This is a genomic window from Pseudonocardia lacus (genome assembly GCF_018531445.1).
In the GTDB taxonomy this organism is placed as follows: Bacteria; Actinomycetota; Actinomycetes; order Mycobacteriales; family Pseudonocardiaceae; genus Pseudonocardia; species Pseudonocardia lacus.
The window spans coordinates 20,431-46,609 of record NZ_JAHDTH010000029.1; the positions used below are offsets into that span (position 1 = coordinate 20,431).

Sequence of the window (26,179 nt, forward strand, 5' to 3'; positions counted from 1 at the left end):
TACGGGCAAGTGTCCTCCGTGAGGGGACGAGACCCGACCGGCGGATCCCTAGCCTTCGCGGATCTTCGACGGAAGGGTTCTCATGCGAGTGGTCTGGCAGCTCCTCACGGTCCTGGTGATCTCCGCGGCGGGACAGCAGGGCATCGCCGCGGTGCAGGGCGATCCGTGGCTGACGCTCGCCATCGGCCTCGCGACGGCCGTGGTCGCGCTGCTGGCCTACCGGTGGGTGGTGGGCCTGACCGAGCGCCGCCCGGTCACCGAACTGGCCGGCGGGAGCGCCGGGTCCGGGCTCACCCGGGGGGTGTTACTGGGCGCCGCGTTGTTCGGGGCCGTCATCGCCAACCTCTGGTTCCTGGAGTACTACCAGGTGCACGGGCTGGGTTCGGTGCCGGGAGCGGTCGGGCTGCTCGGCTTCACCGCCGCGGCCGTGGTGTCCGAGGAGCTGCTCTTCCGCGGGGTGCTGTTCCGGTTCGTCGAGCGGTGGACGGGAACCTGGATCTCGCTGCTGGTGACCGCCGCGGTCTTCGGCGCCATGCACCTGCTCAACCCGAACGCCACCGCCTGGGGCGCCGTCGCCGTCGGGATCGCCGGCGGCGGGTTGCTGACCGCCGCGTACATCGCGGCGCGCAACCTGTGGCTGCCGATCGGCGTGCACCTCGGCTGGAACCTGGCCGCGGGCGCCGTCTTCAGCACCGAGGTCTCGGGCAACGACACCCCGCTGGGGCTGCTGGACGCCAGCATGTCGGGCCCGGCGATCCTCACCGGCGGCGACTTCGGTCCGGAGGGCAGCCCGTACGCGCTGCTGTTCTGCCTGCTGGCCACGGCCGCGTTCCTGTGGCTGGCGCGCCGGCGCGCCAACCTGGTGCCCCGCCGCCGCTCCGAGCGCGACACCGTCGCCACTACGCTGCGCCGGTGATCGACCGCCGGTGGGCCGTGCAGCGGTGGCACCGGCTCGACGTCACCGTCCGCGACCTCCCGCTCGGCCTGCTGCTGCTGACGACGTCGCTGCTGCCGGTGTTCCAGAGCAACGGCACGCAGCTCGGCGGCGTGCCGACCCGCCCCCTCGACGCGCTGGGCGTCGCCGCCGTCGTCCTGCTGGGGCTCCCGCTGGCCGTGCGGCGGCGCTGGCCCGCGGCCTGCCTCGCCCTGGTGTCGGTCGGCTTCGCCGTCGACCAGCTCGGCGGCTACCACTCGATCGCCACCATGGCGCTGCCCGTCGCGCTGCTGAGCGCCGGCGCCCACCTGCGCCGGTACCGGCGCGCCACCGCCGTCCTGGGCGCGGTGGCGTTCCTCGGGCTGGCGGTCGCGCTCGCCATGGTCGGCGCCGGTGAACCCCCGGTCGACGTGCTCACCTTCCTGCTGGCGCTGGCGCTCATCTGGGGCGCCGGGTCGTGGCTGCGCTCCACCCGGGCCGCGGAGGCCGAGCTGCGCCTCCGCATCGCCGACGACACCCGCGCCGCCGAGCGGACCCGCATCGCCCGCGAGCTCCACGACGTGGTCACCCACCACGTGACGGCGATGGTCGTGCAGGCCGAGGCCGCGCGGTACCTGACCGCCGACCCCGACCGCCTCGACCGGACCCTGACCGCGGTCACCGACACCGGCCGGCGGGCCATCAGCGACCTGCGCCACGTACTGGAGCTGCTCGACCCGGACTACGGCAGCGCGGACGGGACCCTGGCCCCGGGAACCGTGCACGCCCTCGTGGAGCACACCCGCCGGACCGGGCAGCCGGTGGAGTTCACCGAGGAGGGCACGCCGGCCGAGCCCACCGGCAGCGCCGACCTGGTGGCCTACCGGGTGGCGCAGGAGGCCCTGACCAACGCCCTCAAGCACGCCTGGGGCACCCGCACCTCGGTGCGCGTGCACCACGGCGGCCGGGAGATCACCGTCGAGGTCTGCACGGACAGCCCCGACTCCCCCACCGCGTCCCGCGCTGCCTCCGCCATCGGCAGCGGGCGGGGCCTGGCCGGGCTCCGCGAACGGGTCGACGTCCTGGGCGGCGACTTCAGCGCCGGCCGGCGTTCCGGCGGCGAGTTCCTCGTCCGGGCGCGCATCCCCACCGGCGGCCGCTCGTGAACGGGCCCCTCCGGGTGCTGGTCTGCGACGACCAGCTGCTGGTCCGCACCGGGCTGGTCACGATCATCGACGCGCAGCCCGACCTCGACGTCGTCGGCGAGTGCGGCGACGGCAAGGCCGCGGTCGAGCTGGCCGGCCGGCTGCGCCCCGACGTCGTGCTGATGGACGTGCGCATGCCGGTCCTCGACGGCATCGAGGCCACCCGCCGGCTGGCCGGCGCCGGCGTGCCGCAGCCGGTCACGGTGCTGGTGCTGACCACGTTCAACCTGGACCAGTACGTCTACGAGGCGCTGCGCGCCGGGGCCAGCGGCTTCCTGCTGAAGGACGCCCCGCCGGCCCACCTGCTGCACGGCATCCGGGTCGTGGCCGGCGGCGCGGCGCTGCTCGACCCCGAGGTGACCCGCCGGCTCGTCGGCCGCTACGCCGCCCGGATCCGCCCCGTCGACGGCATGGCGCGCGACCCCGCCCTCACCCCGAGAGAGCTGGAGGTCCTGCGGCTCATCGCCGACGGCCTGTCCAACGCCGAGATCGCCGCGACCCTGCAGCTGAGCCCGGAGACCGTCAAGACCTTCGTCTCGCGCATCCTGACCAAGCTCGACCTGCGCGACCGCGTCCAGGCCGTCGTGTACGCGTACCGCCACGGCCTGGCCACCTGACGGGGCCGGCGGACCCGGCGCGGAACCCGACGTCCGTCCCGGCGGACCGGACGCCGGGCTCGACCAGGGCCGCGCGCGGTGCGAGGGTCGGCGGTGGACCCGTCGACCGAGGGAGCGCACCGTGCCGCCTGTCGTCCACCCCGCCGGTGACCGCGGCGGACCCACCCGCAGCCACGCCTTCATCCCGGCGACCGCGGAGGGGTGGCAGACCGTCGCGCTGACCGAGTGGGAGCTCATCGGCGAGGAGTGGGTCGACGAGCACCCCTTCGACGAGATCACCTACGTGCTGGCCGGCACCCTGTACGTGACCTGCGACGACGTCACCGTCGAGGTGACCGCGGGCAGCGTCGTCCGCGTGCCGGCCGGCTCCACCGGCACGTACTCCGCCCCCGACCGGGCCCGGATGCTGGCGATCTACGGCCCCAACCCGGACGGCCGACCGACGCGGATCGGCGGGCTGCGCAAGCTGTAACGGACCCGCACCGGAGCGTTCACACCGGCGCAACCGCTCCGGCCGGGACCCGACCGCATACTTCGGCATCGACACCGAAGTGGATCCCTTCATCGGGACCGCCGCCACGCACCTGCCCCCCGCGAGCGGTCTGGCGGCGACGTGGTGGTTCCCCAAGCCCCAGGTCGGCAACACCCACCCCGGCGCGACGTCGCCGCTGGGCATGGTCTCGGCGTGCGCCTACTCGGGCGCCTACCCGACCGGCTACTTCGAGACGTTCGGCATCGCGCTGACCGAGAAGCTGCTGGCCGGCGGCGGCCCGGTGATCACGACGCCCACCGGGGGCACCGGCGAGGCCGTCGGCGACGCCGCGGTCGTGGTGGGCGCCGGGGACGTCGCCGCGCTGGCGGCGGCGCTGGACCGGGTGGTGCTGGAGATGTCCGAGCACGAACGTCGCCTGCTCGAACGGCGCGGGCGCGAGCACGCCGCCGCCTTCGAGCGGACCCGGATGTTCGACGACCTGTTCCGCCCCGCCGGTCCGCCGGCGGAGGACGACCGGGTGATGATCGGGTGGGGTGGGTTGCCGGACCGTTAGGGAAGGCTGACTCCGGTGGCGGCGGATCGTCCCGGTCGCGGGGAGCGTGCGGGGGCCGGCGGCGGCGAAGACTCGCCGACATCGACACGCCCGGAGGATCCGATGTCCCGACGCCCGTCCACGCCCCTGCTCGCCGCTCTCGCCGCGGCAGCGGTGCTCTCGCTGTCGGGCTGCGGCCCGGTCGGCGGCAGCGCGCACGCCGGGGACGCTCCGGAGCCGATCGGGCTGGACACCGTGGCGGCGGCCTCGACCGCGACGCCCGGCCCCGCTCCCGCTGCGACCCCCGCGCCTGAGGCCGGCGCGGCCGCCACCGGTGGTCCCGCGTCCGCCCGCCCCGCCCAGGGCGGCGGCAACCCGTCCGGAGGCGGAGCGCCGGCGCCCGCACCGGAGCCGGCCCCGAAGGTCACCTCCCTGGAGGTCGCCCAGCAGCCCAGCTGCCCGATCCAGGGCACCCCGGACGCCCCGTTCTCGCAGCCGGGCACCGACGTGAAGATCGCCTGGTCGGTCAGCGGGGCGTCGGGGGCCGCGGTCGCGGTCGACGACCCCGGCCGCTACGGCGCCTACGGCCGCGACTACCCGGCCAGCGGGTCGCTGACGCTGTCCTTCCCCTGCGGGGCCACCGGCACGACCACGCACACCTACACGGTCTGGCCGGCCGGCGCCGAGGGCTCCCCGAAGACGATCACGGTGTCCGCCCGCGCCTCCGGCTGATCCTCCGGGAGGCTGGCCGCGACGCGCATTTCTACGTACTGTAGAAGTTCTACAGGCAGTAGAGGCAACGCTACCCGGACAGGGGTGCGCGATGGACACCACGACGACCGACGGCCCGGACCGGTCCCGCGACGGAGGTGGCCCGGGCACCGAACGGCCCGGCCTCGCTGCGGTCGTGCGGGGACGGCTGCACGCCGTCGTGCCGAGACGATGGTCGGTGCTGTTCGGGCAGGTCGCGGGCGGCAGCTTCGTGGTGCTCGCGCTCACCGGGGCCTACCTGGAGCTGTTCTTCGACCCCTCGATGGCCGAGACCGTCTACGACGGTCCCTACCGGAACCTGCAAGGCGTCCCGGTCAGCCACGCCTACGACAGCGCGCTCGCGCTGTCGTTCGAGGTCCGCGGCGGGCTGTTCGTGCGACAGCTGCACAACTGGGCGTCGTCGCTGTTCATCGCCTCGCTGCTGGCCGGCCTGGCCGTCGCGTTCTTCACCGGTGCGTTCCGCCACCCGCGGCGGCGGATCTGGGTGGCGAGCGCGCTGCTGCTGGTGGTCGGGGTGCTGGCCGCCTTCACCGGCGTGCTGCTGCCCGACGACCTGCTGTCCGGGACGAGCCTGCGGATGATCTCGGGCTACCTGCTGTCGATCCCGGTCATCGGCACGTGGCTGCACTGGGCGCTGTTCGGCGGGGAGTTCCCCGGCACCGAGGTCGTGCCCCGGCTGCACGCCGCGCACCTGCTGCTCCCCCTCGTCATCGGCGGGCTGCTCGCGTGGCGCGCGGCGCTGCACGCCCGGCACGGCCACCCGCGGCACCGCGGGCGCGCGTGGTCCGGGGCCGGCGTCGTCGGCGTGCGGGTGCTGCCCGACCACGCGGCCCGTTCGGCCGCCCTGTTCGCCGCCACGGTCGGCGTGCTGGCCGCGATGGCCGCCCTGTTCCAGGTCAACCCGATCTGGACCTACGGCCCGGCCAACCCCGCGCACGTCTCGGGGGGCTCGACGTCGCCGTGGTACTTCGGCTGGGTCGACGGCGCGGTGCGGCTGTGGCCGGCCTGGGAGATCCGGATCGGCGAGTACACCATCGCGCCGTGGTTCTGGCCGTCGATGGTGTTCCTGCCGCTGACGTTCCTCGCGCTGGCCCTCTACCCGGCGCTGGAGGCCCGGTTCCGCCGCGACACCGCGCCCCACGACGTCCTGCAGCGCCCGCGCGACACCCCCGGACGGACGGCGTTCGGCGCCGCGGTGGTCACGTTCTACGCCTGCCTGCAGCTGGCCGCGGCCACCGACGTCCTGGCCCTCACCTTCCACCTGTCCAGCGACGCGCTGTTCTGGGCCGGCCGGGTCGGCGTCCTGGTGCTACCCGTGATCGCCCACCGGGTGACCCACCGGCTGTGCCTCGGGCTGCAGCACGCCGAGCGCGTCGTGCGCGAGCACGGCGTCGAGACCGGCCTCATCCGGCGGCTGCCCCACGGCGGGTACGTCGAGCGGCACGTACCGCTGACCGAACTCCTCGAACTCGACCGTTCGAGCGTCGATGGCGAGCGGCGCGTGGCGGGACGGCGACTCCGTGAAACCGGGCCCCGCATCTGCGCTACTATCGCGGTGGCGCCTGAGCGGGCGCCTGGCAGGCAGCGCTCCCCCGGCACCGGAGCGACACCGCCGCCGCAGAGTTGGGGTACTCACCGTTCGAGCACCAACCACTGACGTCAGACGCGCGCACCTCGCCGTCCTTATTTCTGCGCACCGGGAGCAGGGACAAGGACAGCCATGGGCCGGACGAGCCTGCAGCAGGAACTCGTGGATCTGCGGCGGTGGTACACCCGCGAACGGATCTCCGAGGCCGCGCCCGCCATCAGTGCGGCGCTGGCCGGGTTCACGGCGTCGGATCGCCGGCTCCTGGTGGACGCTCTCCGGTCGCACGGCCGCGATCCCTTCGCGACACCGCTGGTCGTCACCCACCACGAGATCGCCGGAGCGCGGGCGCTGCTGATGCCCGACGCCGAGGACGCCGACCAGCGGGCCTTGGAGAGTTCGCTCCTGCTCGCCGCCGCCGCGGCCGTCCGCCACCTGCACTGGCGCCCGCCGGGGACGCTGCTGCGCCCCGCGCAGGTGGTCGCCGCCGTCCTCCCGGGCCGTGCGACGCGACCGGGCGGGATCGCGCTGGCGCTGACCGGCCCCGACGTCCTCGGTCCGTTCCTCGCCGAGGCACTGCCGCACCGGGGCGACGACGGCGTGTCCGGCACGCCGGGCCTGCGCGTCCGCCCCCACGGCGACCACTTGGAACTGCAGCTCCTCGGTACGAACGCCACCGCGGTGATCAGGAACGTCCCTGCGGCGGTCAGGGCCGCCGCGATGGCGTACCTCACGGACGCGTTCGACGACGATCGCGGCCGACGGCTCTGGGATCTCTCCCCGGATCGGATCACCTCCGCAGAACACCGGCACCACGCCCAGGCACCCGTCCCGCCAGACCTGGTCGGCCTGGGCAGCGGCCTGCTCCGGCGGCTCCCCCTGCTCCGTCACGCGCTCTTCGCGGACGCCTTCTTCCAGGCCCGCTCGTGGAAGATCCAGTGGACCGGGCACCTGGAAGCCGCCGCCGTCGCCGCAGACCTGCGGCACCCCGTCTTCGGGCTGCCCGGGACCTCGACCGTGCGCTTCGCGAACGCCGACGCCGCGCTGCTGGTCAACGCCGACGGCGAGCTGTCCCTCCGGCGCGAGACACCGGTGCGGCCGGAGCACGACCTCGATCTGCGACGACGGGTGGAAGGGCTCGAGGACGCGCCGTGGCGGACGTGGCTGGACTCGCCCACCGGGCGGCGCCTGGCCCGCACGGCCGCACGACGAGCGGACGAGCGCGCCGGATACACGCAGGAACGCCGCCGCGCGGCGGCCGCCGGTCTCGGCACCGATGGCTCGCACGGGCTCGACACCTGCTCGGACAGGCAGCGGAAGCTGCGAGCGCTGCTGGCCCTGCACGTCTTCAACGGTGGGCGCATGGGGGTCGAAGCACCGGCCGACACGCGGGTCGACACCATCACCCGCTACACAATGATCTTGTCCCCTCGCCACGACGACCTCGTCGTCGTGGCCGAAGCACCGCGCAACGTGGCGGCGTACCTCGTCAACTCCCATCCCGACGACGGTCTGCCCGGCATGCGCATGGTCGGTCGACCCGGCCGCAGCACCTTCCAGATGCTCCATCTCCCCACCGGCGCGACCTTGACCATCACCGACGAGTCCGGCCACCATTCGGGCATCCCGGCACCGGACCCGGAATCGTGGTGGCCGGGTTCCCGCTGGTGCGGCACGGACGTGGACGTCACGGACTCCGAGCGAGCCGCGCTCGACGGCCTCCCACCCGTGTCTCCGGATGCCGAACAGCTCCTCGCGGCGCTCATCGTGCGGATCTGCACCGCAGACCCGAACGCGAACTGGGCGCTGGGGACCTGGTTCTCCGACCCCCTTCCCCGGCCGGACCCGATCGGTGCGCCGCGGGACGCCGGACGTCGGCTGTGGGGTGAGGGCGACTCGTGGGAACTGCGGTGGTCCGGCCTCCCCTACGGGATCGACGTCGTCTCGTCCCTCACCGATCACGCCATCGGCCTGCCGGGCACCGGTCTCAGCAGATCCGGCCGCGACTACACGGTGACCCACGGATCGTGCACGTTGGTCGCCCGACCGCAGATCGACGACCCTCCACGGGCCCACGCCGGGGCCTACGAACGACCCCGTCAGCTCCCGGCCGGCCCGTACGTCGCGGTCGGCGAGGAGCGGGCCGGCGGAAGGGTGGTCCGGGCATGACGGAGGTCGCGACGCTCCTGGCCGCCGCGTCCGCCGGCACGGTGTGCCTGCGCGCCGTCTTCGCGGAGATCCGCTGGTGGCTCGCTCTCCGCGGCACGACCCCGACCGAGCGACCCGACATCATCCGCGCCATGCGGAGCGGACCCGCCGACAGCGCCCGACGCGCGGTCCCGGATGCGGACGGAGCCGCCGCGCCTTGACCGGACTACCACCGCACCGCGAGCCCGGTCGCGGCCAGCGGGGCCACCGCCGCCCCCACCTGGTCGAAGCCCGCCCCGACGGTGTCGCCGCGCAGGTAGCGCGCGTGGATGTCCTCGGCGATCACTGCGGCCTTGAAGTAGCCCAGGGCGATGTGGAAGGCCAGTCCGCTCAGGTCGCGGCCGGTGACGGCGCCGTAGTGGGCGGCGAGGTCGTCGGGGCGGGGCAGGCGGGGGCTGGTGGAGGCCGCGGCGCCGCCGAGCACCGGGTCGAAGGCCGGGTCGGCGTAGGCGATGTGCAGGCCCAGGTCGGCCAGCGGGTCGCCGAGCGTGGCCATCTCCCAGTCCACGAGCGCGCGGACGACCCCCGGATCGTCGGGGTCGAGGATGGCGTTGTCGATGCGGAAGTCGCCGTGCACGATGGCCGCGCCGCTCTCCGGCGGGCAGTCGCGGGCCAGCCGCTCGTGCAGCGCCTCGACGTCGGGCAGCTCCCGGGTCGCGATCCGGGTCCACTGGCCGTACCAGCGGCGCACCTGGCGGGCGAGGTAGCCCTCGGGGCGGCCGAACCCGGCCAGCCCGACCTCGGCCGGGTCCACCGCGTGCAGCGCGCCGAGCACCTCGACGAGGCCGCGCGCGCAGCGCGCGAGGTCGTCGTCGGAGAACGGGTCGAGGTCGCCGCGGGTGCGCAGCACCGTGCCCTGGACGTGCTCGACGACGGCGAAGGGCACGCCGATGACCGCCGGGTCCTCGGTCATCGCCACCGGCCGGGCCACCGGCACCCCGCGCCCGTGCAGGGCGGCGACGACGCGGTACTCGCGGGCCATGTCGTGCGCGGACGGGTTGAGCCCGCCCAGCGGCGGTCGGCGCAGCACCCAGGTGGACCGGCCGTCTGTGAGCCGGTAGGTGAGGTTGGACCGGCCGCCGTGCATCAGCTCCGCGCGCAGCGGGCCGGTGCCGGGCACCTCGGTGGCGAAGAACGCCTCCAGGGCGGGCAGGTCGAGGCCGGCCATCGCCGGGCCGGGATCGAGGTCGACGCTCATGGTGCTCCCAGGCTAACAGTCATTAGCCCGCAGGGTAGGGGTCCTGCCGGCCCAGGATTCGCTCCGTGCGCGCCCCCACCGATCGGCTCGCTATGCTCACCTAGCCGGCGGGAGGGGACGCGATGACGGTGGCCGCGAGCACGCGCACGGACGACATCCGGGCCGCGGCGCTCGAACTGTTCACCCGCAACGGCTACACGGCCACCACGATGGCCGACATCGGCGCGGCCGTCGGCATGCGCGGGCCCAGCCTCTACAAGCACGTGGCGTCCAAGCAGGACCTGCTGGTGCAGATCATGACCGGCACGATGGACGCGCTGCTGGCCGCCCACCGCGCGGCGGTGGCCACCACCTCCGACCCGGTGGAGCGGCTGCGGCGCGCCGTCGACGCGCACGTGCGCTACCACGCCCGCCACCGGCTGGAGGCGTTCGTCGGGGCCCGCGAGCTGCGCAGCCTGGCCGAGCCGCACCGAGAGGCGGTGCTGCGCAGGCGCGACGAGTACGAGCGCGGCTTCCGCGGGCTGGTCCACGACGGCGCCGAGGCCGGCCGGTTCCGGGTGCAGTCGGTCCGGCTGGCCTCCTACGCGATCCTCGACCTCGGCATGGGCATCGCCGCGTGGTACCGCGCCGACGGCGAGCTCTCCGAGAACGAGGTGGCGTGGCAGTACACCGAGTTCGCGCTGCGCCTGGTCGGGGCGGGCTGACCGGGCCGTCACTGGATGCGCCGGTCGGTCCCGGCCCAGGCCTTGTCGCGCAGCACGTACTTCTGGATCTTGCCGGTGGAGGTCTTGGGCAGCTCCCCGAACGTGACGGTCTTGGGCGCCTTGAACCGGGCCAGCCGCTCCCGCACGTGCGCGACGATCTCGGCCTCGGTCACCGACGCGCCCTCCTGCAGCGTCACGTAGGCGGCCGGCACCTCGCCCCAGCGCTCGTCGGGCACGGCGATGACCGCCGCCTCCAGCACCGCCGGGTGGTCCATGATCGCCTGCTCGACCTCGACCGAGGCGATGTTCTCCCCGCCGGAGATGATCACGTCCTTGCTCCGGTCGCGCAGCTCCACGTACCCGTCGGGGTGCAGCACGCCGATGTCGCCCGTGCGGAACCAGCCGTCCGGGGCGGCGGCCGCGGTCGCCTCCGGGTCCTTGAGGTAGCCGAGCATGACGTTGTTGCCGCGCAGGGCGATCTGCCCGGTCGTGGTGGCGTCGGCGGGCACGTCGCGGCCGTCGTCGTCGATCACCCGGACCGCGCAGGCGATCATGTTGCCGACGCCCTGGCGGGCCTTGAGCCGGGCTTGCGCATCGCCGTCGAGGGAGTCCCACTCCGGGCGCCAGTCGCAGATCATCGCCGGGCCGAACGTCTCGGTCAGCCCGTAGAGGTGGGTGACGTCGAAGCCCAGCTCGGCCATCCGGCGCAGGATCGCCGGTGACGGCGGGGCCCCGCCGGTGGCGATGCGCACGGTCGTCTCGACCGGTGCGGCGTCCTTCGCGTAGGCGATCATCGACAGGACGGTGGGGGCGCCGTTGAGGTGCGTGACGCCCTCGGCCCGGATCAGCCGCCACACCTCGGCCGGGTCGACCTTGGGCAGGCAGACGTGGGTGGCCGCGGCGGCGGTCACCGCCCAGGGGAAGCACCAGCCGTTGCAGTGGAACATCGGCAGCGTCCACAGGTGCACGGCCGACGGCGTCAGCCCGGTGTGCCCGACCATCGCCAGCGCCTGCAGGTAGGCGCCCCGGTGGTGGTACATCACGCCCTTGGGTCGCCCGGTCGTCCCGGACGTGTAGTTGACCGAGAGCAGGGCGCGCTCGTCGGTGGGGGTGTCGTGGCGCGGCCGGGCGCCGGCCAGCAGCTGCTCGTACTCCTCGCCTGCCCGGATCCGGGCAGGCGGGGAGGCGAGGCGGGCCAGCGCGGTGTCGACCAGGTCGTCGAAGGCGGGGTCGTGCACGAGCACCGCGGCCTCGGAGTGCTCGAGGATGTAGGCCACCTCGCCGGCCGAGAGCCGGGTGTTCACCGCGACCAGTGCCGAGCCCGCCCACGGCACGCCGTAGTTGGCCTCCAGCAGCACGTGCGTGTTCGGCGCCAGCACCGCCACCGGGCGGCCCTGCGCGAGCGGGGCCAGGCCGCCGGCCAGCCGGGTGCACCGCTCGTGCAGCTCGGCGTAGGTGAACCGGCGCTCGCCGTCGACGACGCCGATGCGGTCGCCGTGCGCGGCGGCCGCGCGGTCCAGGTAGGCGGTCGGGGTGAGCGGCTCGAACGAGAGCGCGTCGAGCTGGGCGGGCGTGGGCGAGCTCACCGGGCCACCCCGCCGCGCTCGCGGTGCGCGCCCCACTTCTCCCAGTGCACGACCTCCTCGACCGGGCGCCGCTTCGGCTGCGCCCACCGCCCCTTCGACGGGTAGCCGAGCGGGACGAGGGCCATGGTCAGCGCGTCCTCGGGCAGCCCGAGCAGCGCACGCAACTCGTCCTCGTGGCCGCCGTAGAGGGTGGTCAGCGACGTGCCGATGCCGTGGGCGCGGGCCGCGAGGCACAGGTGCTGGACCGCCCCGTAGATCGACGAGCCGACCCGGGGGCTGGTCGCGCCCGCCGCGCCGCGCAGCACCGGGAACACCCAGACGGGTGCGTCGGCGAGGTGGTGGGCCAGGTGCTCGGCGCCGAGGTAGCCGCGCGGGGTGAGCCCGCCGTCGACCTCGCCGGCCAGGATCTGCGCCCGCCGCACGCCGTAGGCGGCCTCCCAGTTCTCCCGGTACCAGGCCGCGACGGTGCGCTTGACGTCCGGGTCGGTGACCACGACCCAGCCCCACTGCTGGGCGTTGCCGCCCGACGGCCCGCGCACGGCGGCGTCGAGGATCTCCCACAGCACGCCGTCGGGGATGGGGTCGGGCGCCAGGTAGCGCCGGGCGGGTGTGGAGTGCAGCGCCTCCAGCACGGGAAGCGACGCCGGGTCGGCGACTGCGGGGTCCACTGCGGGGTCCACGACGGGGGTCCTCCTCGGGAACAACGGGATCAGGTCAGCGGGGCGGACGCCGGGCTGGACAGCGCGACGTCCTCCTCCGCATCCTCGGGCACGGGCACCCGCCTCGGCAGCACGAGCGCGGCCAGCAGCGCACCGGCGACCGCGACGCCCGCCGCGGCCAGCAGCGCGGCCCGGTAGCCGGCCAGCGTGGCCGTGACGGCCGCGGTCCCGGTACTGAGCAGGTGGCCGGCCACCGCCCCGGACAGCAGGGCGACGAGCGCGATGGCGAGCGCGCTGCCGACCGCCTGGGTGCTGTTGAGCGCCCCCGCACCGACGCCGTGGCGGTGGCGGGGGATGCCGGACACCGCGGTCACCGTGCAGCTCACGCCGGCCGTGCCGGTGCCCAGGCCGAGCAGCAGGAACGCCGGCAGGAGCCCGGTGGCGTAGTCGGCGGCCGGGTCGAGGGCGAGCGCCAGCAGCGCCGCCCCGGCCGCGACGCACAGCAGCGCGGGCGGCACCAGCAGCCGCGGCCCGACGCGGTGCAGGTTGCGCGAGACCACCTGGGAGACGAGCGCGATCAGCAGGGCCCACGGCACGAACGCCACGCCGGCCTGCAGCGCGCTCCAGCCCAGCACCTCCTGCAGGAACAGCGAGCTGACGAAGTAGGCGCCGATGCCGGCGCCCGAGCCCACCAGCACCAGCAGGAACGCCACCGACGTGCGGGTGCGGAACAGCGCCAGCGGCAGCAGCGGGTCGGCGGAGCGCGCCTGCAGCACCACGAATGCCACGCCGAGCACGAGCGCGCCCAGCAGCGCGCCGAGCGCGAGCGGGCCCGCCCCGCCGGTCTGCAGCTCGGTGAGGCCGAGGATCAGCGCGGCGACCGCCGCGGTGGCCAGCAGCCCGTCGAGCAGGCCAAGGCGCTGGCGCGCCGCCCCGCGCACCGCGGGCACCAGCGCGAACGCCCCCGCGAAGGCGAGCACGCACACCGGCACGTTGACCAGGAAGATCCAGCGCCAGCCGCCGGCCGCGGTGAGCAGGCCGCCGAGCACGTTGCCCAGGGTGGCGCCGCCCGCGCCGACCGCGGCCCACACCCCGAGCGCCCGGCTGCGCTCGCGCGGCTCGGTGAACACGCCGGTGAGCAGCGACATCGCCGCCGGGGACGCCATGGCCGCGCCCACCCCGGCCAGCGCCCTGGCCGCGATCAGCGGGCCGGGCGCGGTGGCCAGCGCGCACAGCAGCGAGCCGACCGCGAACACCGCCAGCCCGACCAGGAACAGCCGGCGCCTGCCGAGCACGTCGGCGGCCCGGCCGCCGAGCAGCAGCAGGCAGCCGAAGGTCAGCGCGAACGCGGTGAGCACCCACTGCAGCTGCGCCGCCGACAGCGCGAGTTCGGCGCGGATGGCCGGCAGCGACACGGTGACCACCGTGCCGCCGACCAGCAGGATGAACTGCACGCTGCAGACCAGGGCCAGGAACGGCCCGCGCCGCACGGCCGGGGTGTCCGGCCGTGCGGGCGCGGATGGTGCGGGGGTCGGTGCTGCGGCGAGCCGGTCAGACAACGTCGGCCTCGGCCGTGCCCAGCAGGCAGCGCCGCCCGGCGACGGCCAGGCCGCACCCGGCCAGCCGGCCCGGCTCGGCCGGGTCGTCGGAGAGCACGAGCGCCGTGCCGACGCCGAGGTCGCGCAGGATGTGCGCGGCGACGAGGTCCTCGCGCTCGGCCGGCGCGCCGCAGCCGGTCGGGTTCGCCCCGGCGGCGGGACGGGTGAAGGCGTGCGCGGTGCGCAGGTAGACCAGCACCCCGCGACCGGCCGCGTCGATGCTGGCCAGCGCGGCGTCCAGCCGGGCGGCGCACCCGCAGCGCAGCGACCCGAACACGTCGCCCAGCGCGCACTCGCGGTGCACGCCGACGAGTACCGGCCCGGGACCGGCCGCGACGTCCCCGCGCACCAGGGCCAGGTGCTCGTCGCGGTGGCGGGATCCGGATCCGGGCGCCTGCGCGGTCGCGCCGTAGCCGACGGCGCGGAACCGGCCGTGCGGCATCGGGAGCGCGGTCGTCGCCCCCCGCCGCACCGGAGGCTCGCGGCGGCGCCGGTCGGCCAGCACGTCGGACACCGCCAGCAGCGCCAGGCCGTGGCGCTCGGCCATGGCGAGCAACTGCTCCCGGCCGGCGAGCTCCCCGGCGCCGTCGACGGCGGTGGCGAGCACCGCGGCCGGGGCGAGGCCGGCCCCGCGGCACAGGTCCACGGCGGCCTCGGCCGGGCGGGCCCGCTCCAGCACCCCGGCGTCGCGCACCCGCAGCGGCAGCACGTGCCCCGGGCGCAGCAGGTCGGCCGGCCCGGTGGCAGGGTCGGCCAGCGCGCGGACGGTCAGCGCGCGGTCGGCCGCGGAGATGCCGGTGGTGGTGCCGGCGCGCAGGTCGACCGACACCGCGAACGCCGAGGCGTCCGGGTCGGTGCCGTCGCCGCCCATCGGCGGGACGGCGAGCTGGTCGAGCCGGGACCCGGTCATCGCCACGCACACGATGCCGCTGGTCTCGCGCACGAGGAACGCCATCGTGCGGGTGTCGGTGAGCTCGGCGGCGGTCACCACGACCCCGGCGCCCGCGGCCGGCCCGTCGCGCAGGTCGTCGACGAGCAGGACCGGGCGGCCCTCGCGCAGCGCCCGGTGGGCGGCCGCGACCGGGTCCGGTGCGGCGCTCGGCGTCGTCGCGGGCAGCGCCACGAGCCGCTGCTCCGCGGGGGCGCTCACCCCTCCCCCGGCTGCGGCCCGGACAGCACCTCGTGCCGGCTGGCCGACACCAGCTCGGCGAAGCGGACCACCTCGTCGGCCACCGTGCGCAGCTGGTCGACGACGCGCGGCTCGCCGCAGGCGCCGTCGCGGAAGCCGGTCTGCAGCGAGTTGACCGCCGCCCCGTACGGGGTGACCCAGCCGCGCAGCGCGTGCACGATGGCGCGAAGCGCGGTGAGGGTGGTGACCGCGGCCTGCCAGCCGTAGGCGGTGACGATCAGCCCGACGGAGCGGTCGGCCAGGTAGGGCAGCGCGTCGTCGCGCATGTCCTCGGTGTAGTCCAGGGCGTTCTTGACCAGCCCGGAGATGGAACCGTGGTAGCCCGGCGACGCGATGAGCACGCCGTCGGCGCGGCGCAGGTGCTCGACCAGCTCGCGGGCCACCGGGCCGCCGTCGCCGGCCTCCGGCGCGTACATGGGCAGCTGGGCCAGCTCGGCGCCGGCGAACACGCGGGTGGTGGCGCCCGCGGCGGCGGCGCGCTCCACCGCGATGCGCAGGGCCTGCTCGCTCGACGACCCCGGCCGGACGGTGCCGCCGATGCCGACGACGTGCAGCGGCCGGGGCGCAGTCGGGCCGCTCGCCGGCTCGCTCATGGTGCGGTCCGGTCCAGGTAGGCGGTGATCGCGGCCAGGGTGTCGTCCGGGTACTCGACGGGCAGGCCGTGCCCGCCGCGCGGCAGCACCTGCAGGGTCGCGTTCGGCATCAGCTCGGCGATCTCGACCGACTGCGAGACCGGGGTGAGCACGTCCTCGGCGCCGGCCAGCACCAGCGTCGGCGTGGTCGCCGAGGGCAGCTGCGGACGGGAGTCGTAGACGCGCAGCCCGGCGGCCTGGGCCTCGAAGCCGGCCAGCGTGGTGGGGTGCGGGTCGGACCGGGCCAGCTCGGCCTGGGCGGCCGCGGCGGCGTGGTCGACCAGCAGCCGCGGGGTGAACACCCACGGCATCCCGGTGATGCCGATGGCCACCGGGTCGACCCCGGCCCGGCGCAGCGCCAGGCCCGTGTCGAGCCAGGCGTCCTGCACCGGGGTGTAGGACGGGAACGCGGTGACCAGCACGGCCCGCGACAGCACCCGGGCGTGCCGGATGAGCAGCGACTGCAGCACCGAGCCGCCCAGCGACCAGCCCACGGCGGCGACGGGGCCGACGCCCAGGTGATCGACCAGCGCCGCGGTGTCGTCGGCCAGGTCGTCGATCGCGTACGGGCCGGGCGGCACGTCGCTGCGCCCGGTGCCGCGGTTGTCGAAGGTGATGACGGTGAACCGCTCGGCCAGCCGGGGCGCGAGCAGTGCCCAGGCCAGCGAGCTGGCCCCGAGCCCGGAGATCAGCAGCAGCGGCGGGCCGTCGCCGCGCACGTCGTAGCGCAGCGAGACGCCGTTGACGGTGGCGGTCCCCGAGCCCGGGGTGGTGGCGGTCGACATCTAGTCCCCTCCCACGAGCGCTCCGGCGCCCGCCGCGGCGGTCGTCGGTGCGTCCCGGTGCGTGGCGGTCGGCGTCCAGTGGTCGGGCTGGTCGGCCCACAGGTCCCGCAGCTGCGGGATGACCCGGGTGCCGAACAGGTGGGTGTTCTCGGCCGCGGTCTCCTCGGCCAGGTCGCCCATGTGCAGGCAGGCGATCAGCTGCCCGACGCGCAGCTCGGTGGCCAGCTCGCGGACGCGCTGGGCGACCCGGTCGGGCGTGCCGGCGATGATGTAGCCCTTCTCGTCGTACTCCCAGAAGCTCATCTCGCCCGCCGTGGCCCGCCTGCGGTCCTCGGCGGCCTGCGGGGAGGTGCCGCGGGCGAGCATGCCGCGCAGCGACTCGGGCGAGGTGTACCCGGGCGGGGTCGCGAACCGGGTGGCCGGGTCCTTGACCCGCTGGAAGTAGCGCACGGCGTCGGCGTACTTGCGCTCGGCCTCGGCGTCGGAATCGGCGACGCAGATCAGCTGGGTGAACGCCATCCGGTGCGGATTCATGTCGCCGCCGTTCTCGGCGACGTAGTTCCAGTAGTTGTCCACCACCGGTTTGGCCGCGCGCAGCCCGGAGAACGAGAGGTGGCCGTAGCAGTAGTTCTCCCGGGTCACCAGCTCCCAGGTCTCCACACTGCCCGAGCCGGGCACCCAGATCGGCGGGCGGGCCTGGACGGGGCGGGGCCACAGGTTCACGTAGCGCAACTGCGTGTACTTGCCGTTGAACGCGAACGGCTCGGGCTCGCGCCAGGCGCGGGTGATCAGCTCGCGGGCCTCGTGGAACCGCTCGCGCAGCTCCGACGGCGGGCGGGCGTAGGCGAACGCGGAGTCCATCGGGGTGCCGAAGACGAACCCGGCGATGACCCGCCCGTCGGACAGGCAGTCCAGGTAGGCCAGTTCCTCGGCCACCCGGGTGGGCGGGTTGTAGAGCGCCAGCGAGTCGCCGATGACCAGGATCGCGGCCTTCTCCGTGGTCCCGGCCAGGCCCGCGGCCAGCAGGTTCGGCGACGGCGTCATCGCGAACGGGGTCTGGTGGTGCTCGTTGACCGCCAGCCCGTCGAAGCCGTCGCGGTCGGCCTGCTGCATCAGCCGCAGGAACATCCGGTAGTTCTCGCCGACGCGGCGCGGGTCGGCCAGCCCGATCGGGCTGTCCACCCAGGCGCCCTGGCCGGCGGCCGGGAAGCCCGCGGGGAGGTCGTCGTAGGTGACCTCCGCGAACCAGTGGAACTTCACCGTTCGTGCACCACCCTCGGATCGGGACGGTCGGGGACGCGGCTATCGTCAGTCGACCCCCGGGGACCGGCAATGGAGATCCGCACACTTCGCCCCGGCCCGGGATGGACACCTCCACACAACCCCGCCGAAAACCCGCGTGATCGCATCGTTATCCGCTGTTTTCCCGGGTGAACCATTGCGGCCGCCGGGCGGCAGCGCTTAGCGTCCGGCACCGGCGCCACCACGCCGACCCGCTTCCGGGGCTCTTTCCCGGACCGGCGCGCAGCCCACCACCCGCACCGGGCACATCCCGGTCCGCTGACGGCTGCCCGCACGACCCGCACGACGCATTCCTTGCACGACACCCCCTGAACGACACCCCCTGAACGACACAGCTGTCCTCGAGGAGGTCGCCGACGGTGCTCAAGTTCTTCGCCATGCGGGTGCTGACCACGGTGCCGGTACTGGTCCTGGTCACATTCGTGGCGTTCGGGCTCGTGCTGCTCATCCCGGGCGATCCGGCGGTGACCATCGCCGGACCGGACGCCACGGTGCAGCAGGTCGCCGCGGTCCGCGAGCGGCTCGGCCTCGACCGCCCGGTCGTGGTGCAGTACTGGGACTGGGTGACCGGGGCGCTCTCCGGCGACCTGGGCACCTCGCTGTTCACCAGCCGCGCGGTCTCGACCTCGATCGCCGACGGGCTGCCGGTGACCATCGCGCTCGCCGGGACGGCGCTGGTCATCTCGCTGCTGATCGCGGTGCCGACCGCGATCCTGTCCGCCCTGCGCCGCGGCACCTGGCTCGACCGGTTCGCCACGGTGGGCTCGTCGCTGGGGATCGCGCTGCCGTCGTTCTGGCTCGGCCTGGTGTTCGTGCTGATCTTCAGCCTGGGCCTGGGCTGGCTGCCGGCGACCGGGTACGTGGCCATCGAGGAGGACCCGGCGGCCTGGCTGGCGCACATCCTGCTGCCCGCCCTGACGCTCGGCATCGCCGGCGCCGCCGAGAGCACCCGCCAGCTGCGCGGCTCGATCATCGGCGTCCTGCAGCAGGACTACATCCGCACGGCCCGGTCCAAGGGCCTGCGCTCGCGGATGGTGATCGGCAAGCACGTCATGAAGAACGCCAGCGTGCCGCTGGTGACCGTGCTCGGCCTGCAGATCACCGGGCTGCTCGGCGGCGCGGTGCTGGTCGAGCAGATCTTCGGCGTGCCCGGCCTCGGGCAGATCGCCATCAACGCGGTGACCACCCGCGACATCCCGGTGATCCAGGGGATCGTGCTGGTCGCGGTGCTGGTGGCGGTGGTCTGCAACCTGCTCGTCGACCTCGCGTACGGCTACCTCAACCCGAAGGTGCGGCCCCGATGACCCCGTCCGAGCGCCCGTCCCCGACCGCGCCCGCCGACCCCACCACCACCCAGCCGACCACCGAGCCGACCACCACCGAGCCGAAGCCCGACCTCGCCGTCGCGCCGGCCGCGCCGGGCGCCTCGGCGCTGCCGGCGGGCACGGTGCCCGCCGAGGCGACCGCGGCGGTCGTGCACGGCGGCGGCGCGTGGGCCGACTTCCGCCGCCGCGTCGGGCGCAACCGCGGCGCGATGATCGCGCTCGGGGTGCTCGCCCTGCTGGCGGTGGTGGCCGCGATCGGGCCGTTCATCACCCCCGCCGACCCCAACGCGCAGAACCTGCGCGGGGTGCTGCTCGACCCGTTCACCGCCGGGCACGTACTGGGCACCGACCAGCTGGGCCGCGACATCCTCAGCCGGCTCATCGTCGGCACCCGGGTCTCGCTGCTGGCGATCTGCCTGGCGCTGGCCGTGGCGATGGTGATCGGGGTGCCGCTGGGCTTCCTGACCGGCTACATCGGCGGCCGCTTCGACGCCGTCGTCATGCGGCTGACCGACGCGGCGATGAGCTTCCCGCCGCTGCTGCTGGCCATCGCACTGGTCGCGGTGCTCGGGCCGAGCCTGCGCAACGCGATGTTCGCGGTCGGGATCCTGATGGCCCCGCGGTTCCTGCGGCTGGTGCGCGGCGTGGTGCTCGGGCTCAAGGAGGAGACCTTCGTCGAGGCGTCGCGCAGCATCGGCACCCCGACCGGGATGATCATCCTGCGGCACATCCTGCCCAACACGCTGTCCCCGCTGACCGTCGCCGTCGCGGTCACCGCGGGCTACGCGATGCTCTCCGAGGCCGGGCTGAGCTTCCTCGGGCTGGGCGTGCAGCCGCCGGACGCCAGCTGGGGCTCGATGATCCGCGAAGGCTTCCTGTACTACGGCCGCTCGCCCTGGCTGGGGATCTTCCCGGGGGTGCTGATCGCGCTGACCGTGTTCACCTTCGTCACCCTCGGCGACGGCCTGCGCGACGCCCTGGGCCGCGAGGAGCGCACCGAGTCGTGACCCGCCAGCGCGAGGAAGTCCGGGAGGACGCACCCATGACCCAGACCCTGCCCCCGTCCCCTGCCCCGGGTCCGACCACCGACACCGACACGACCCTGCTGGTCGAGGACCTGGTCGTCGAGGTGCTCACCGAGCACGGCTGGGCGACCGTCGTCGACGGCGTGTCGTTCCGCGTCGCCCGCGGCGAGACCCTCGGCATCGTCGGCGAGTCCGGCTCCGGCAAGTCCGTGACGTGCCTGTCGATCGCCGGGCTGATGCCGGCGCGGCAGACCCGCGTGCGGGCGACGACGCTGCGGGTGCTCGACCACGACCTGACCGCGCTCACGCCCAAGCAGATGGACGACATCCGCGGCCCGCGCATCGCGATGATCTTCCAGGAGCCGATGACCAGCCTGAACCCGGCGTTCACCGTGGGCGACCAGATCGCCGAGGTGCTGCGCCGGCACGAGGGGCTGTCGCGGCGGGCGGCCCGCGAGCGGGCCATCGCGCTGCTCGACCGGGTGGGCGTGCCCAGCCCGGAGCGGCGCTACCGGCAGTACCCCTTCGAGTTCTCCGGAGGCATGCGGCAGCGGGTGATGATCGCGATCGCGCTGGCCTGCCACCCGGACGTGATCATCGCCGACGAGCCGACCACCGCGCTGGACGTCACGGTGCAGGCCCAGATCCTGGAGCTGCTGCGCGAGCTGCAGCGCGAGCACGGGATGTCGGTCATCTTCATCACCCACGACCTGGGCGTGGTCGCCGACGTCTGCGACCGGGTGCTGGTGATGTACGCCGGGCAGATCGTCGAGGGCGCGCCGATCACCGAGCTGTTCGAGCAGCCCCGCCACCCCTACATGGAGGGCCTGCTGGCCGCGATGCCGCGGATGGACCAGCCGGCCGGCGAGCTGGCCAGCATCCCCGGCCACCCGCCGCGGGTCGGCGCGATGCCCGACGGCTGCCGGTTCCACCCCCGCTGCCGCTACGCCGACGACCGCTGCACCGGCGGCGGCTCGCCGGAGCTGGTGCAGCTGGGCCCCACCCACTCCACCCGGTGCCTGCGGCACCCCGAGCTGACCCTGCGAGGTACCCCGTGAGCCCGGTCGACACGGACAAGGGCGCCGCGAACGGCACCGCGCCGGACGCCACGGCGCTGCTGCAGGTCCGGGACCTGGTCGTCAGCTTCCCCGGCCGGCGCCGCCCGTTCCGGGCCGCGCCGCCGCCGCTGCGCGCGGTCGACGGCGTCAGCTTCGACCTGCACGAGGGCGAGACGCTCGGGCTGGTCGGCGAGAGCGGCTGCGGGAAGTCGACCACCGCCCGCGGGGTGATGCGGCTGATCGAGCCGGCCGAGGGGTCGGTGCGGCTGCAGGGCCGCGAGCTGCTGGGGCTGCCGCCCAAGCAGCTGCGCGCGGCCCGCCGCGACGTGCAGATGGTCTTCCAGGACCCCTACTCGTCGCTGGACCCGTCGATGCTGATCCGCGAGTCGATCGGCGAGCCGCTCGACGTGCACCTGCAGCTGGGCCGGCAGGAGAAGGCCGAGCGGGTCGGTGAGCTGCTGCGCCGGGTCGGGCTGCCGCCGGAGTACATGATGCGCTACCCGCACGAGTTCTCCGGCGGGCAGCGCCAGCGGCTGACGATCGCCAGGGCGATCGCCGCCGACCCGAAGATCCTGGTGCTCGACGAGGCCGTCAGCGCGCTGGACGTGTCCACCCAGAACCAGGTGATCGGGCTGCTGGAGGAGCTGTCCGCGGCGATCGGGCTGACGTACCTGTTCATCGCCCACGACCTGTCGGTGGTGCGCCACATCTCCGACCGGGTCGCGGTGATGTACCTGGGCCAGATCGTCGAGCACGGCGACGCCGCGCGCGTCTTCGACTCCCCGACGCACCCCTACACCGAGGCGCTGCTGTCGGCGGTGCCGGTGCCCTCGCCGCGGGTCCAGCGCTCCCGCGAGCGGATCGTGCTCAGCGGCGACCCGCCGGACCCGTCGCGGGTGCCGTCGGGGTGCCGGTTCCACACCCGCTGCCCCTACGTGATGGACCTCTGCCGCACCGAGGTGCCGCAGCCGACGCGCGCCCACGGCTCCGGCGAGGTGGCCTGCCACCTGCACACCAGCGGTCCGACGCTGGCCGGGGCGTCGGTGCGCTCGCTCGGTGCGGCCCGGCGCCAGCGGGTGCCGGCGTGAGGGCGGCGCTGTGGGAGGGCATCGGCTCGGTCGGGCTGGCCGAGCTGCCCGACCCGGAGCCCGGCCCGGCCGACCTGGTCATCGACGTGGGCGCCTGCGGCATCTGCGGTTCGGACGTGCACGCCTTCGCCGAGGGCGCGTGGATCTCGCCCGGCTCCCGGATGGGCCACGAGTTCGCCGGCACCGTGCGCGCGGTCGGCGCCGAGGTCAGGGGCATCGCCGTCGGCGACCGGGTGGCGGTCAACCCCATGGGCCCGTGCGGCGGGTGCGCCCAGTGCGCGGTGGGGAACACGAACCTGTGCGCCGCCCCGGTGCACGGTGCCGGCGGCGGGCTCGCCGACCGGGTACTGGTGCCGCGCGCACTGCTGGGCCGGCGGGTGTTCCGGCTGCCCGACGGGCTCAGCCTGGAGGAGGGCGCGTTCCTGGAGCCGCTGTCGGTCGCGGTGCGCGCGGTCCGCTCGGCGGCGCTCGACGAGCCGATCCTGGTGACCGGGCTGGGCTCGATCGGCCAGTGCGCGCTGCGGGCGCTGCTCGCCTACGGGGCCACCGACGTCGTCGGCATCGACGTGTCGCCGCCGCGGCTGGCCGCCGGGGCCGCCGCGGGCGCCACCGTCCTGGACGCCCGCGACGGCGTCGACGCCCTGAAGGCCCGGCTGCTCGACCGCTGGGGCACGTCGACCTCGCCGTACCAGCTGGGCAGCGGGAACGCCGGCACCGTCGTCGAGTGCTCGGGGGCGCTGCCGATGCTGGAGCTGGCCACCGCGGTCACCCGGGCGGCCGGCACGATCGTCGTGGCCGGGCTGACCAGCCGCACTCCCCCGCTGGACGTCAACACGGTCGTGCAGAAGGAACTGCGCCTGCGCGGCAGCTTCGCCTACACCGCCGACGACGCCGCGGAGGCCTTCCGGCTGCTGGCCGAGGGCCACGTCCGGGTCGACGACCTGGTCACCCACCGGGTGCCGCTGGCCCGGGTGGCCGAGGCGTTCGCCGCCCAGCACGCCGTCGACGGTTCGATCAAGGTGGTGGTGATCCCGTGAGCGGGACGATGGTGGCCGTGGGCTTCGCCCGCACGGGCGGCTGCGAGGTCATGGAGCGGTTCGAGCTGGCGGTGCCCGAGCCGGGCCCGGGTGAGGTGCGGATCCGCACGACGGCGACGGCGGTCAACCCGACCGACACCATGTACCGGCTGACGGGGCCGCGACCGAAGGAGGGCCTGGCCCCGCCGTGGATCCCCGGCATGGAGCTGGCCGGCGTCATCGACGCGGTCGGGGAAGGCGCCGGGTGGGCCGTCGGGCAGCGGGTGATGGCCATCGTCATGCCGCGCCGCCCGCAGGGCGGGTCGTACGCGGAGAAGGTCGTGGTGCCCGCCGACGCGGTGGCCGCCGTGCCCGACCCGATGTCCGACGCCGAGGCCTCGACGCTGCCGATGAACGGGCTCACCGTCGTCTCCGCGCTGGCGCACCTCGCCCTGTCCCCCGGCGACACCCTCGGCGTCACCGGGGCCGCCGGGGCGGTCGGCGGGTACGCGATCGAGCTGGGCAAGGTGGCCGGGCTGCGGGTGGTCGCGGACGCGAAGCCCGCGGACCGCGCGCTGGTCGAGGGCCTGGGCGCCGACGTCGTCGTGCCGGCCTCCCGCGATGCCGCCGAGGAGGTCGCCGCGTTCCGCGAGGCGGTGCCCGGCGGCGTCGACGGGCTGATCGACGCGGCCGTGCTGGACGCCGCGGCGCTGGGCATCGTCCGCGACGGCGGGGCGCTGGCCACCGTGCGGTTCTGGCCCGGGCCCTCCGAGCGCGGCATCCGGATCCACCCGGTCAGGGTCGGCGACCACCTGCACGACGGCGCCGGCATCGCCCGGCTCGCCGAGCTCGTGCTGGCCGGGCGGCTCACGCCGCGGGTCGCCGACACCCTGCCCGCCGCCGAGGCCGCCGAGGCGCACCGCCGGCTGGAGGCCGGCGGCGTGCGCGGCCGGCTCGTGCTCACGTTCTGAGGAGGAGACATGGGGACAGCGCTGAACGGGAAGCTGGAGGGGAAGGTCGCCGTCATCACCGGCGGCGCGAGCGGCATCGGGCAGGCCACCGCCGCCCGGTTCGCCGAGGAGGGCGCCGACGTCGTCGTCGCCGACCTCGCGCCGGGCGACGAGACGGTCGCGCTGGTGGAGAAGGCCGGCCGGCGGGCGCTGTACGTGCGCACCGACACGACCAGCGAGGCCGAGTGCGACGCGCTCGTCGACGCGGCGGTCGCCGAGTTCGGGCGGGTCGACGTCGGGGTCGCCTCGGCCGGCATCGCCACCGCGGCCGGGCCGAGCAACGTGCAGACCCGGGTGGCGTCCGAGGGCGCGACGAACGTCGTCAACCTCGACGTCGCGGCGTTCCAGCGGGTGCTGGACGTCAACGTCATCGGCGTGCTGCAGACCGACCGCGCGCTGGCCCGGCAGATGCTGGCCCAGGGCGACGGCGGTTCCATCATCAACATCGCCTCCAGCGCGGCGAAGATCCCGCTGGCCGGCGCCTCGCCCTACTGCGTGTCCAAGGCCGGCGTCTGGATGCTCACCAAGGTCATGGCCCTGGAGCTGGCCAGGACCGGCATCCGGGTCAACGCCGTCGGCCCCGGCTACACCGCCACGCCCATGATCGACGGCATCGAGGACAACGAGGCCGCGTTCGCCTCGGCCATGAGCATCACGCCGATGAACCGGCTGGGCCGACCGGCCGAGATCGCGGCCACCTGCCTGCACCTGGCCTCGGCGGAGTCGACGTTCACCACCGGGCAGCTGCTGCTGCCCGCCGGGGGCCAGTTCACCGGCTGACCGACCGGCCCGGGCAGCACGCCCGCGGCGCCGCACCGCAATCGTCCACGTGGACAAACAGGGACCGACAGCAGGGAGCACGGGATGGCAGGAGCACTGCAGGACCGGGTCGCCGTCATCACCGGCGGGGCCAGCGGGATCGGCCGGGCCACCGCCGTTCGGTTCGCCGAGGAGGGCGCCGACGTCGTCATCGGCGACCTCGCCCCCGGCGACGAGACCGTTGCGCTGGTGGAGAAAGCGGGCCGGCGCGCCCACTACGTGCGCACCGACACCACCAGCGAGGCCGACTGCGACGCGCTCGTCGCCGCCGCCGTCGCCGAGTTCGGGCGGGTCGACGTCGGGGTCGCCTCGGCCGGCATCTCCTCGGCCGCCAACGCCGCCGAGCGCCAGGCCAGGGTGGAGAGCGACGCCGGGCACGTCGTCAACGTCTCCACCGACGCCTTCCGCCGGGTCATGGACGTCAACGTCATCGGCGTCCTGCAGACCGACCGCGCGCTCGCCCGGCAGATGCTGGCCCAGGGCCACGGCGGATCGATCATCAACATCGCCTCGACCGCCGGGAAGATCCCGCTGGCCGGCGCCTCGCCGTACTGCGTGTCCAAGGCCGGCGTCTGGATGCTCACCAAGGTCATGGCCCTGGAGCTGGCCAGGACCGGGGTCCGGGTCAACGCCGTCGGCCCGGGCTACACGACCACACCGATGTGGGACGTCCCCGAGGACAGCCCCGCGCACCGCCAGGCCATGAGCATCACCCCGATGGGCCGCAACGGGACCCCCGAGGAGCAGGCCGCGGCCTGCCTGTTCCTCGCCTCCGCCGAGTCGTCGTTCATGACCGGCCAGATCCTGCACCCGGCCGGCGGCCAGTTCACCGACTGACCGATCCGCACACCCTGGAGACAC

Annotated in this window: 26 protein-coding genes; 18 read left to right on the plus strand and 8 right to left on the minus strand. The window is 74.9% G+C overall.

Annotation, left to right across the window (positions count from 1 at the left end; all coding sequences use genetic code 11):
• Nucleotides 1–82 precede the first annotated feature (82 nt).
• From KIK08_RS08870 to KIK08_RS08910, 9 genes are all read left to right on the plus strand, one after another.
• Nucleotides 83–916, plus strand: a complete 834-nt coding sequence (locus KIK08_RS08870; protein ID WP_214402545.1) for a CPBP family intramembrane glutamic endopeptidase — start codon at nucleotides 83–85, stop codon at nucleotides 914–916.
• Nucleotides 913–2,079, plus strand: coding sequence for a sensor histidine kinase (locus KIK08_RS39705; RefSeq protein ID WP_214402546.1), 1,167 nt, complete (start codon nucleotides 913–915; stop codon nucleotides 2,077–2,079). The genes KIK08_RS08870 and KIK08_RS39705 overlap by 4 nt, the downstream gene beginning before the upstream one ends.
• Nucleotides 2,076–2,735 carry a response regulator gene (locus KIK08_RS08880; protein WP_214402547.1) on the plus strand — a complete coding sequence of 220 codons (660 nt, stop codon included), beginning with the start codon at nucleotides 2,076–2,078 and terminating at the stop codon, nucleotides 2,733–2,735. Before KIK08_RS39705 ends, KIK08_RS08880 begins: the two co-directional genes overlap by 4 nt.
• 121 nt (nucleotides 2,736–2,856) lie before the next feature.
• Nucleotides 2,857–3,207, plus strand: a complete 351-nt coding sequence (locus tag KIK08_RS39710; protein ID WP_214402548.1) for a cupin domain-containing protein — start codon at nucleotides 2,857–2,859, stop codon at nucleotides 3,205–3,207.
• 79 nt (nucleotides 3,208–3,286) lie between these two features.
• The gene (locus KIK08_RS08890) at nucleotides 3,287–3,781 is read left to right on the plus strand and encodes a glycosyltransferase (protein WP_214402549.1); all 495 of its coding nucleotides are present in this window, start codon (nucleotides 3,287–3,289) and stop codon (nucleotides 3,779–3,781) included.
• A 102-nt stretch (nucleotides 3,782–3,883) separates the two neighbouring features.
• The gene (locus KIK08_RS08895; protein ID WP_214402550.1) at nucleotides 3,884–4,492 is read left to right on the plus strand and encodes a hypothetical protein; all 609 of its coding nucleotides are present in this window, start codon (nucleotides 3,884–3,886) and stop codon (nucleotides 4,490–4,492) included.
• A 91-nt stretch (nucleotides 4,493–4,583) separates the two neighbouring features.
• On the plus strand, nucleotides 4,584–6,188 hold the full coding sequence (qcrB, locus tag KIK08_RS08900; protein WP_214402551.1) for a cytochrome bc1 complex cytochrome b subunit: 1,605 nt from the start codon (nucleotides 4,584–4,586) through the stop codon (nucleotides 6,186–6,188).
• 63 nt (nucleotides 6,189–6,251) lie between these two features.
• Nucleotides 6,252–8,285: a hypothetical protein gene (locus KIK08_RS08905; protein WP_214402552.1), complete on the plus strand. Its 2,034-nt coding sequence runs from the start codon at nucleotides 6,252–6,254 to the stop codon at nucleotides 8,283–8,285.
• Nucleotides 8,282–8,485 carry a hypothetical protein gene (locus tag KIK08_RS08910; RefSeq protein ID WP_214402553.1) on the plus strand — a complete coding sequence of 68 codons (204 nt, stop codon included), beginning with the start codon at nucleotides 8,282–8,284 and terminating at the stop codon, nucleotides 8,483–8,485. Before KIK08_RS08905 ends, KIK08_RS08910 begins: the two co-directional genes overlap by 4 nt.
• A 5-nt stretch (nucleotides 8,486–8,490) precedes the next feature.
• Here KIK08_RS08910 and KIK08_RS08915 read toward each other — a convergent pair whose 3' ends face one another.
• Complete coding sequence (locus tag KIK08_RS08915) at nucleotides 8,491–9,522, minus strand: phosphotransferase family protein (protein WP_250556605.1); 1,032 nt, start codon at nucleotides 9,520–9,522, stop codon at nucleotides 8,491–8,493.
• Nucleotides 9,523–9,644: 122 nt separating this feature from the next.
• Here KIK08_RS08915 and KIK08_RS08920 point away from each other — a divergent pair, with 122 nt between their 5' ends.
• Entirely contained in the window at nucleotides 9,645–10,226 is a 582-nt protein-coding gene (locus KIK08_RS08920; RefSeq protein WP_214402554.1) for a TetR/AcrR family transcriptional regulator, read from the plus strand.
• An 8-nt stretch (nucleotides 10,227–10,234) separates the two neighbouring features.
• On the opposite strand, the gene KIK08_RS08925 is transcribed toward KIK08_RS08920, so the two are convergent.
• The 7 genes from KIK08_RS08925 to KIK08_RS08955 form a co-directional block, all read right to left on the minus strand.
• On the minus strand, nucleotides 10,235–11,812 hold the full coding sequence (locus KIK08_RS08925; RefSeq protein WP_214402555.1) for an acyl--CoA ligase family protein: 1,578 nt from the start codon (nucleotides 11,810–11,812) through the stop codon (nucleotides 10,235–10,237).
• A complete protein-coding gene (locus tag KIK08_RS08930; protein WP_308257510.1) occupies nucleotides 11,809–12,492 on the minus strand; it encodes a nitroreductase family protein in 684 nt (227 codons plus the stop codon). The genes KIK08_RS08925 and KIK08_RS08930 overlap by 4 nt, the downstream gene beginning before the upstream one ends.
• 29 nt (nucleotides 12,493–12,521) lie before the next feature.
• Nucleotides 12,522–13,961: an MFS transporter gene (locus KIK08_RS08935; RefSeq protein ID WP_214402556.1), complete on the minus strand. Its 1,440-nt coding sequence runs from the start codon at nucleotides 13,959–13,961 to the stop codon at nucleotides 12,522–12,524.
• Between the two features lie 61 nt (nucleotides 13,962–14,022).
• A complete protein-coding gene (locus KIK08_RS08940; RefSeq protein WP_214402557.1) occupies nucleotides 14,023–15,219 on the minus strand; it encodes a 3,4-dihydroxy-2-butanone-4-phosphate synthase in 1,197 nt (398 codons plus the stop codon).
• Nucleotides 15,216–15,851 (minus strand): NADPH-dependent FMN reductase, encoded by a 636-nt coding sequence (locus tag KIK08_RS08945; protein ID WP_214402558.1) that lies wholly within the window; start codon nucleotides 15,849–15,851, stop codon nucleotides 15,216–15,218. Before KIK08_RS08945 ends, KIK08_RS08940 begins: the two co-directional genes overlap by 4 nt.
• Nucleotides 15,848–16,675, minus strand: coding sequence for an alpha/beta fold hydrolase (locus KIK08_RS08950; RefSeq protein ID WP_214402559.1), 828 nt, complete (start codon nucleotides 16,673–16,675; stop codon nucleotides 15,848–15,850). The genes KIK08_RS08945 and KIK08_RS08950 overlap by 4 nt, the downstream gene beginning before the upstream one ends.
• Nucleotides 16,676–17,935 (minus strand): LLM class flavin-dependent oxidoreductase, encoded by a 1,260-nt coding sequence (locus tag KIK08_RS08955; RefSeq protein WP_214402560.1) that lies wholly within the window; start codon nucleotides 17,933–17,935, stop codon nucleotides 16,676–16,678.
• Between the two features lie 401 nt (nucleotides 17,936–18,336).
• Between KIK08_RS08955 and KIK08_RS08960 the strand changes: the two genes are divergently transcribed.
• The 8 genes from KIK08_RS08960 (at nucleotide 18,337) to KIK08_RS08995 (ending at nucleotide 26,155) form a co-directional block, all read left to right on the plus strand.
• Nucleotides 18,337–19,281 (plus strand): ABC transporter permease, encoded by a 945-nt coding sequence (locus KIK08_RS08960; protein WP_214402561.1) that lies wholly within the window; start codon nucleotides 18,337–18,339, stop codon nucleotides 19,279–19,281.
• Nucleotides 19,278–20,309 (plus strand): ABC transporter permease, encoded by a 1,032-nt coding sequence (locus KIK08_RS08965; protein WP_214402562.1) that lies wholly within the window; start codon nucleotides 19,278–19,280, stop codon nucleotides 20,307–20,309. Before KIK08_RS08960 ends, KIK08_RS08965 begins: the two co-directional genes overlap by 4 nt.
• Nucleotides 20,310–20,344: 35 nt before the next feature.
• Nucleotides 20,345–21,385, plus strand: a complete 1,041-nt coding sequence (locus tag KIK08_RS08970; RefSeq protein WP_214402563.1) for an ABC transporter ATP-binding protein — start codon at nucleotides 20,345–20,347, stop codon at nucleotides 21,383–21,385.
• Nucleotides 21,382–22,473 (plus strand): ABC transporter ATP-binding protein, encoded by a 1,092-nt coding sequence (locus KIK08_RS08975; protein WP_308257511.1) that lies wholly within the window; start codon nucleotides 21,382–21,384, stop codon nucleotides 22,471–22,473. Before KIK08_RS08970 ends, KIK08_RS08975 begins: the two co-directional genes overlap by 4 nt.
• The gene (locus KIK08_RS08980; RefSeq protein WP_214402564.1) at nucleotides 22,470–23,510 is read left to right on the plus strand and encodes a zinc-dependent alcohol dehydrogenase; all 1,041 of its coding nucleotides are present in this window, start codon (nucleotides 22,470–22,472) and stop codon (nucleotides 23,508–23,510) included. Before KIK08_RS08975 ends, KIK08_RS08980 begins: the two co-directional genes overlap by 4 nt.
• Nucleotides 23,507–24,460 carry an alcohol dehydrogenase catalytic domain-containing protein gene (locus KIK08_RS08985; protein WP_308257512.1) on the plus strand — a complete coding sequence of 318 codons (954 nt, stop codon included), beginning with the start codon at nucleotides 23,507–23,509 and terminating at the stop codon, nucleotides 24,458–24,460. The genes KIK08_RS08980 and KIK08_RS08985 overlap by 4 nt, the downstream gene beginning before the upstream one ends.
• A 9-nt stretch (nucleotides 24,461–24,469) precedes the next feature.
• Entirely contained in the window at nucleotides 24,470–25,279 is an 810-nt protein-coding gene (locus KIK08_RS08990; RefSeq protein ID WP_214402565.1) for an SDR family NAD(P)-dependent oxidoreductase, read from the plus strand.
• A gap of 84 nt (nucleotides 25,280–25,363) precedes the next feature.
• On the plus strand, nucleotides 25,364–26,155 hold the full coding sequence (locus tag KIK08_RS08995) for an SDR family NAD(P)-dependent oxidoreductase (RefSeq protein ID WP_214402566.1): 792 nt from the start codon (nucleotides 25,364–25,366) through the stop codon (nucleotides 26,153–26,155).
• The last annotated feature ends 24 nt before the right edge of the window (nucleotides 26,156–26,179 follow it).

Coding starts and splice junctions, on each gene's coding strand:
- KIK08_RS08915 (WP_250556605.1), bottom strand. CDS start 9,522: ATGAGCGTCGACCTCGATCCCGGCCCGGCGATGGCCGGCCTCGACCTG.
- KIK08_RS08945 (WP_214402558.1), bottom strand. CDS start 15,851: ATGAGCGAGCCGGCGAGCGGCCCGACTGCGCCCCGGCCGCTGCACGTC.
- KIK08_RS08920 (WP_214402554.1), top strand. CDS start 9,645: ATGACGGTGGCCGCGAGCACGCGCACGGACGACATCCGGGCCGCGGCG.
- KIK08_RS08990 (WP_214402565.1), top strand. CDS start 24,470: ATGGGGACAGCGCTGAACGGGAAGCTGGAGGGGAAGGTCGCCGTCATC.
- KIK08_RS08910 (WP_214402553.1), top strand. CDS start 8,282: ATGACGGAGGTCGCGACGCTCCTGGCCGCCGCGTCCGCCGGCACGGTG.
- KIK08_RS08870 (WP_214402545.1), top strand. CDS start 83: ATGCGAGTGGTCTGGCAGCTCCTCACGGTCCTGGTGATCTCCGCGGCG.
- KIK08_RS08950 (WP_214402559.1), bottom strand. CDS start 16,675: ATGTCGACCGCCACCACCCCGGGCTCGGGGACCGCCACCGTCAACGGC.
- KIK08_RS08895 (WP_214402550.1), top strand. CDS start 3,884: ATGTCCCGACGCCCGTCCACGCCCCTGCTCGCCGCTCTCGCCGCGGCA.
- KIK08_RS08970 (WP_214402563.1), top strand. CDS start 20,345: ATGACCCAGACCCTGCCCCCGTCCCCTGCCCCGGGTCCGACCACCGAC.
- KIK08_RS08965 (WP_214402562.1), top strand. CDS start 19,278: ATGACCCCGTCCGAGCGCCCGTCCCCGACCGCGCCCGCCGACCCCACC.
- KIK08_RS08995 (WP_214402566.1), top strand. CDS start 25,364: ATGGCAGGAGCACTGCAGGACCGGGTCGCCGTCATCACCGGCGGGGCC.
- qcrB (WP_214402551.1), top strand. CDS start 4,584: ATGGACACCACGACGACCGACGGCCCGGACCGGTCCCGCGACGGAGGT.
- KIK08_RS08905 (WP_214402552.1), top strand. CDS start 6,252: ATGGGCCGGACGAGCCTGCAGCAGGAACTCGTGGATCTGCGGCGGTGG.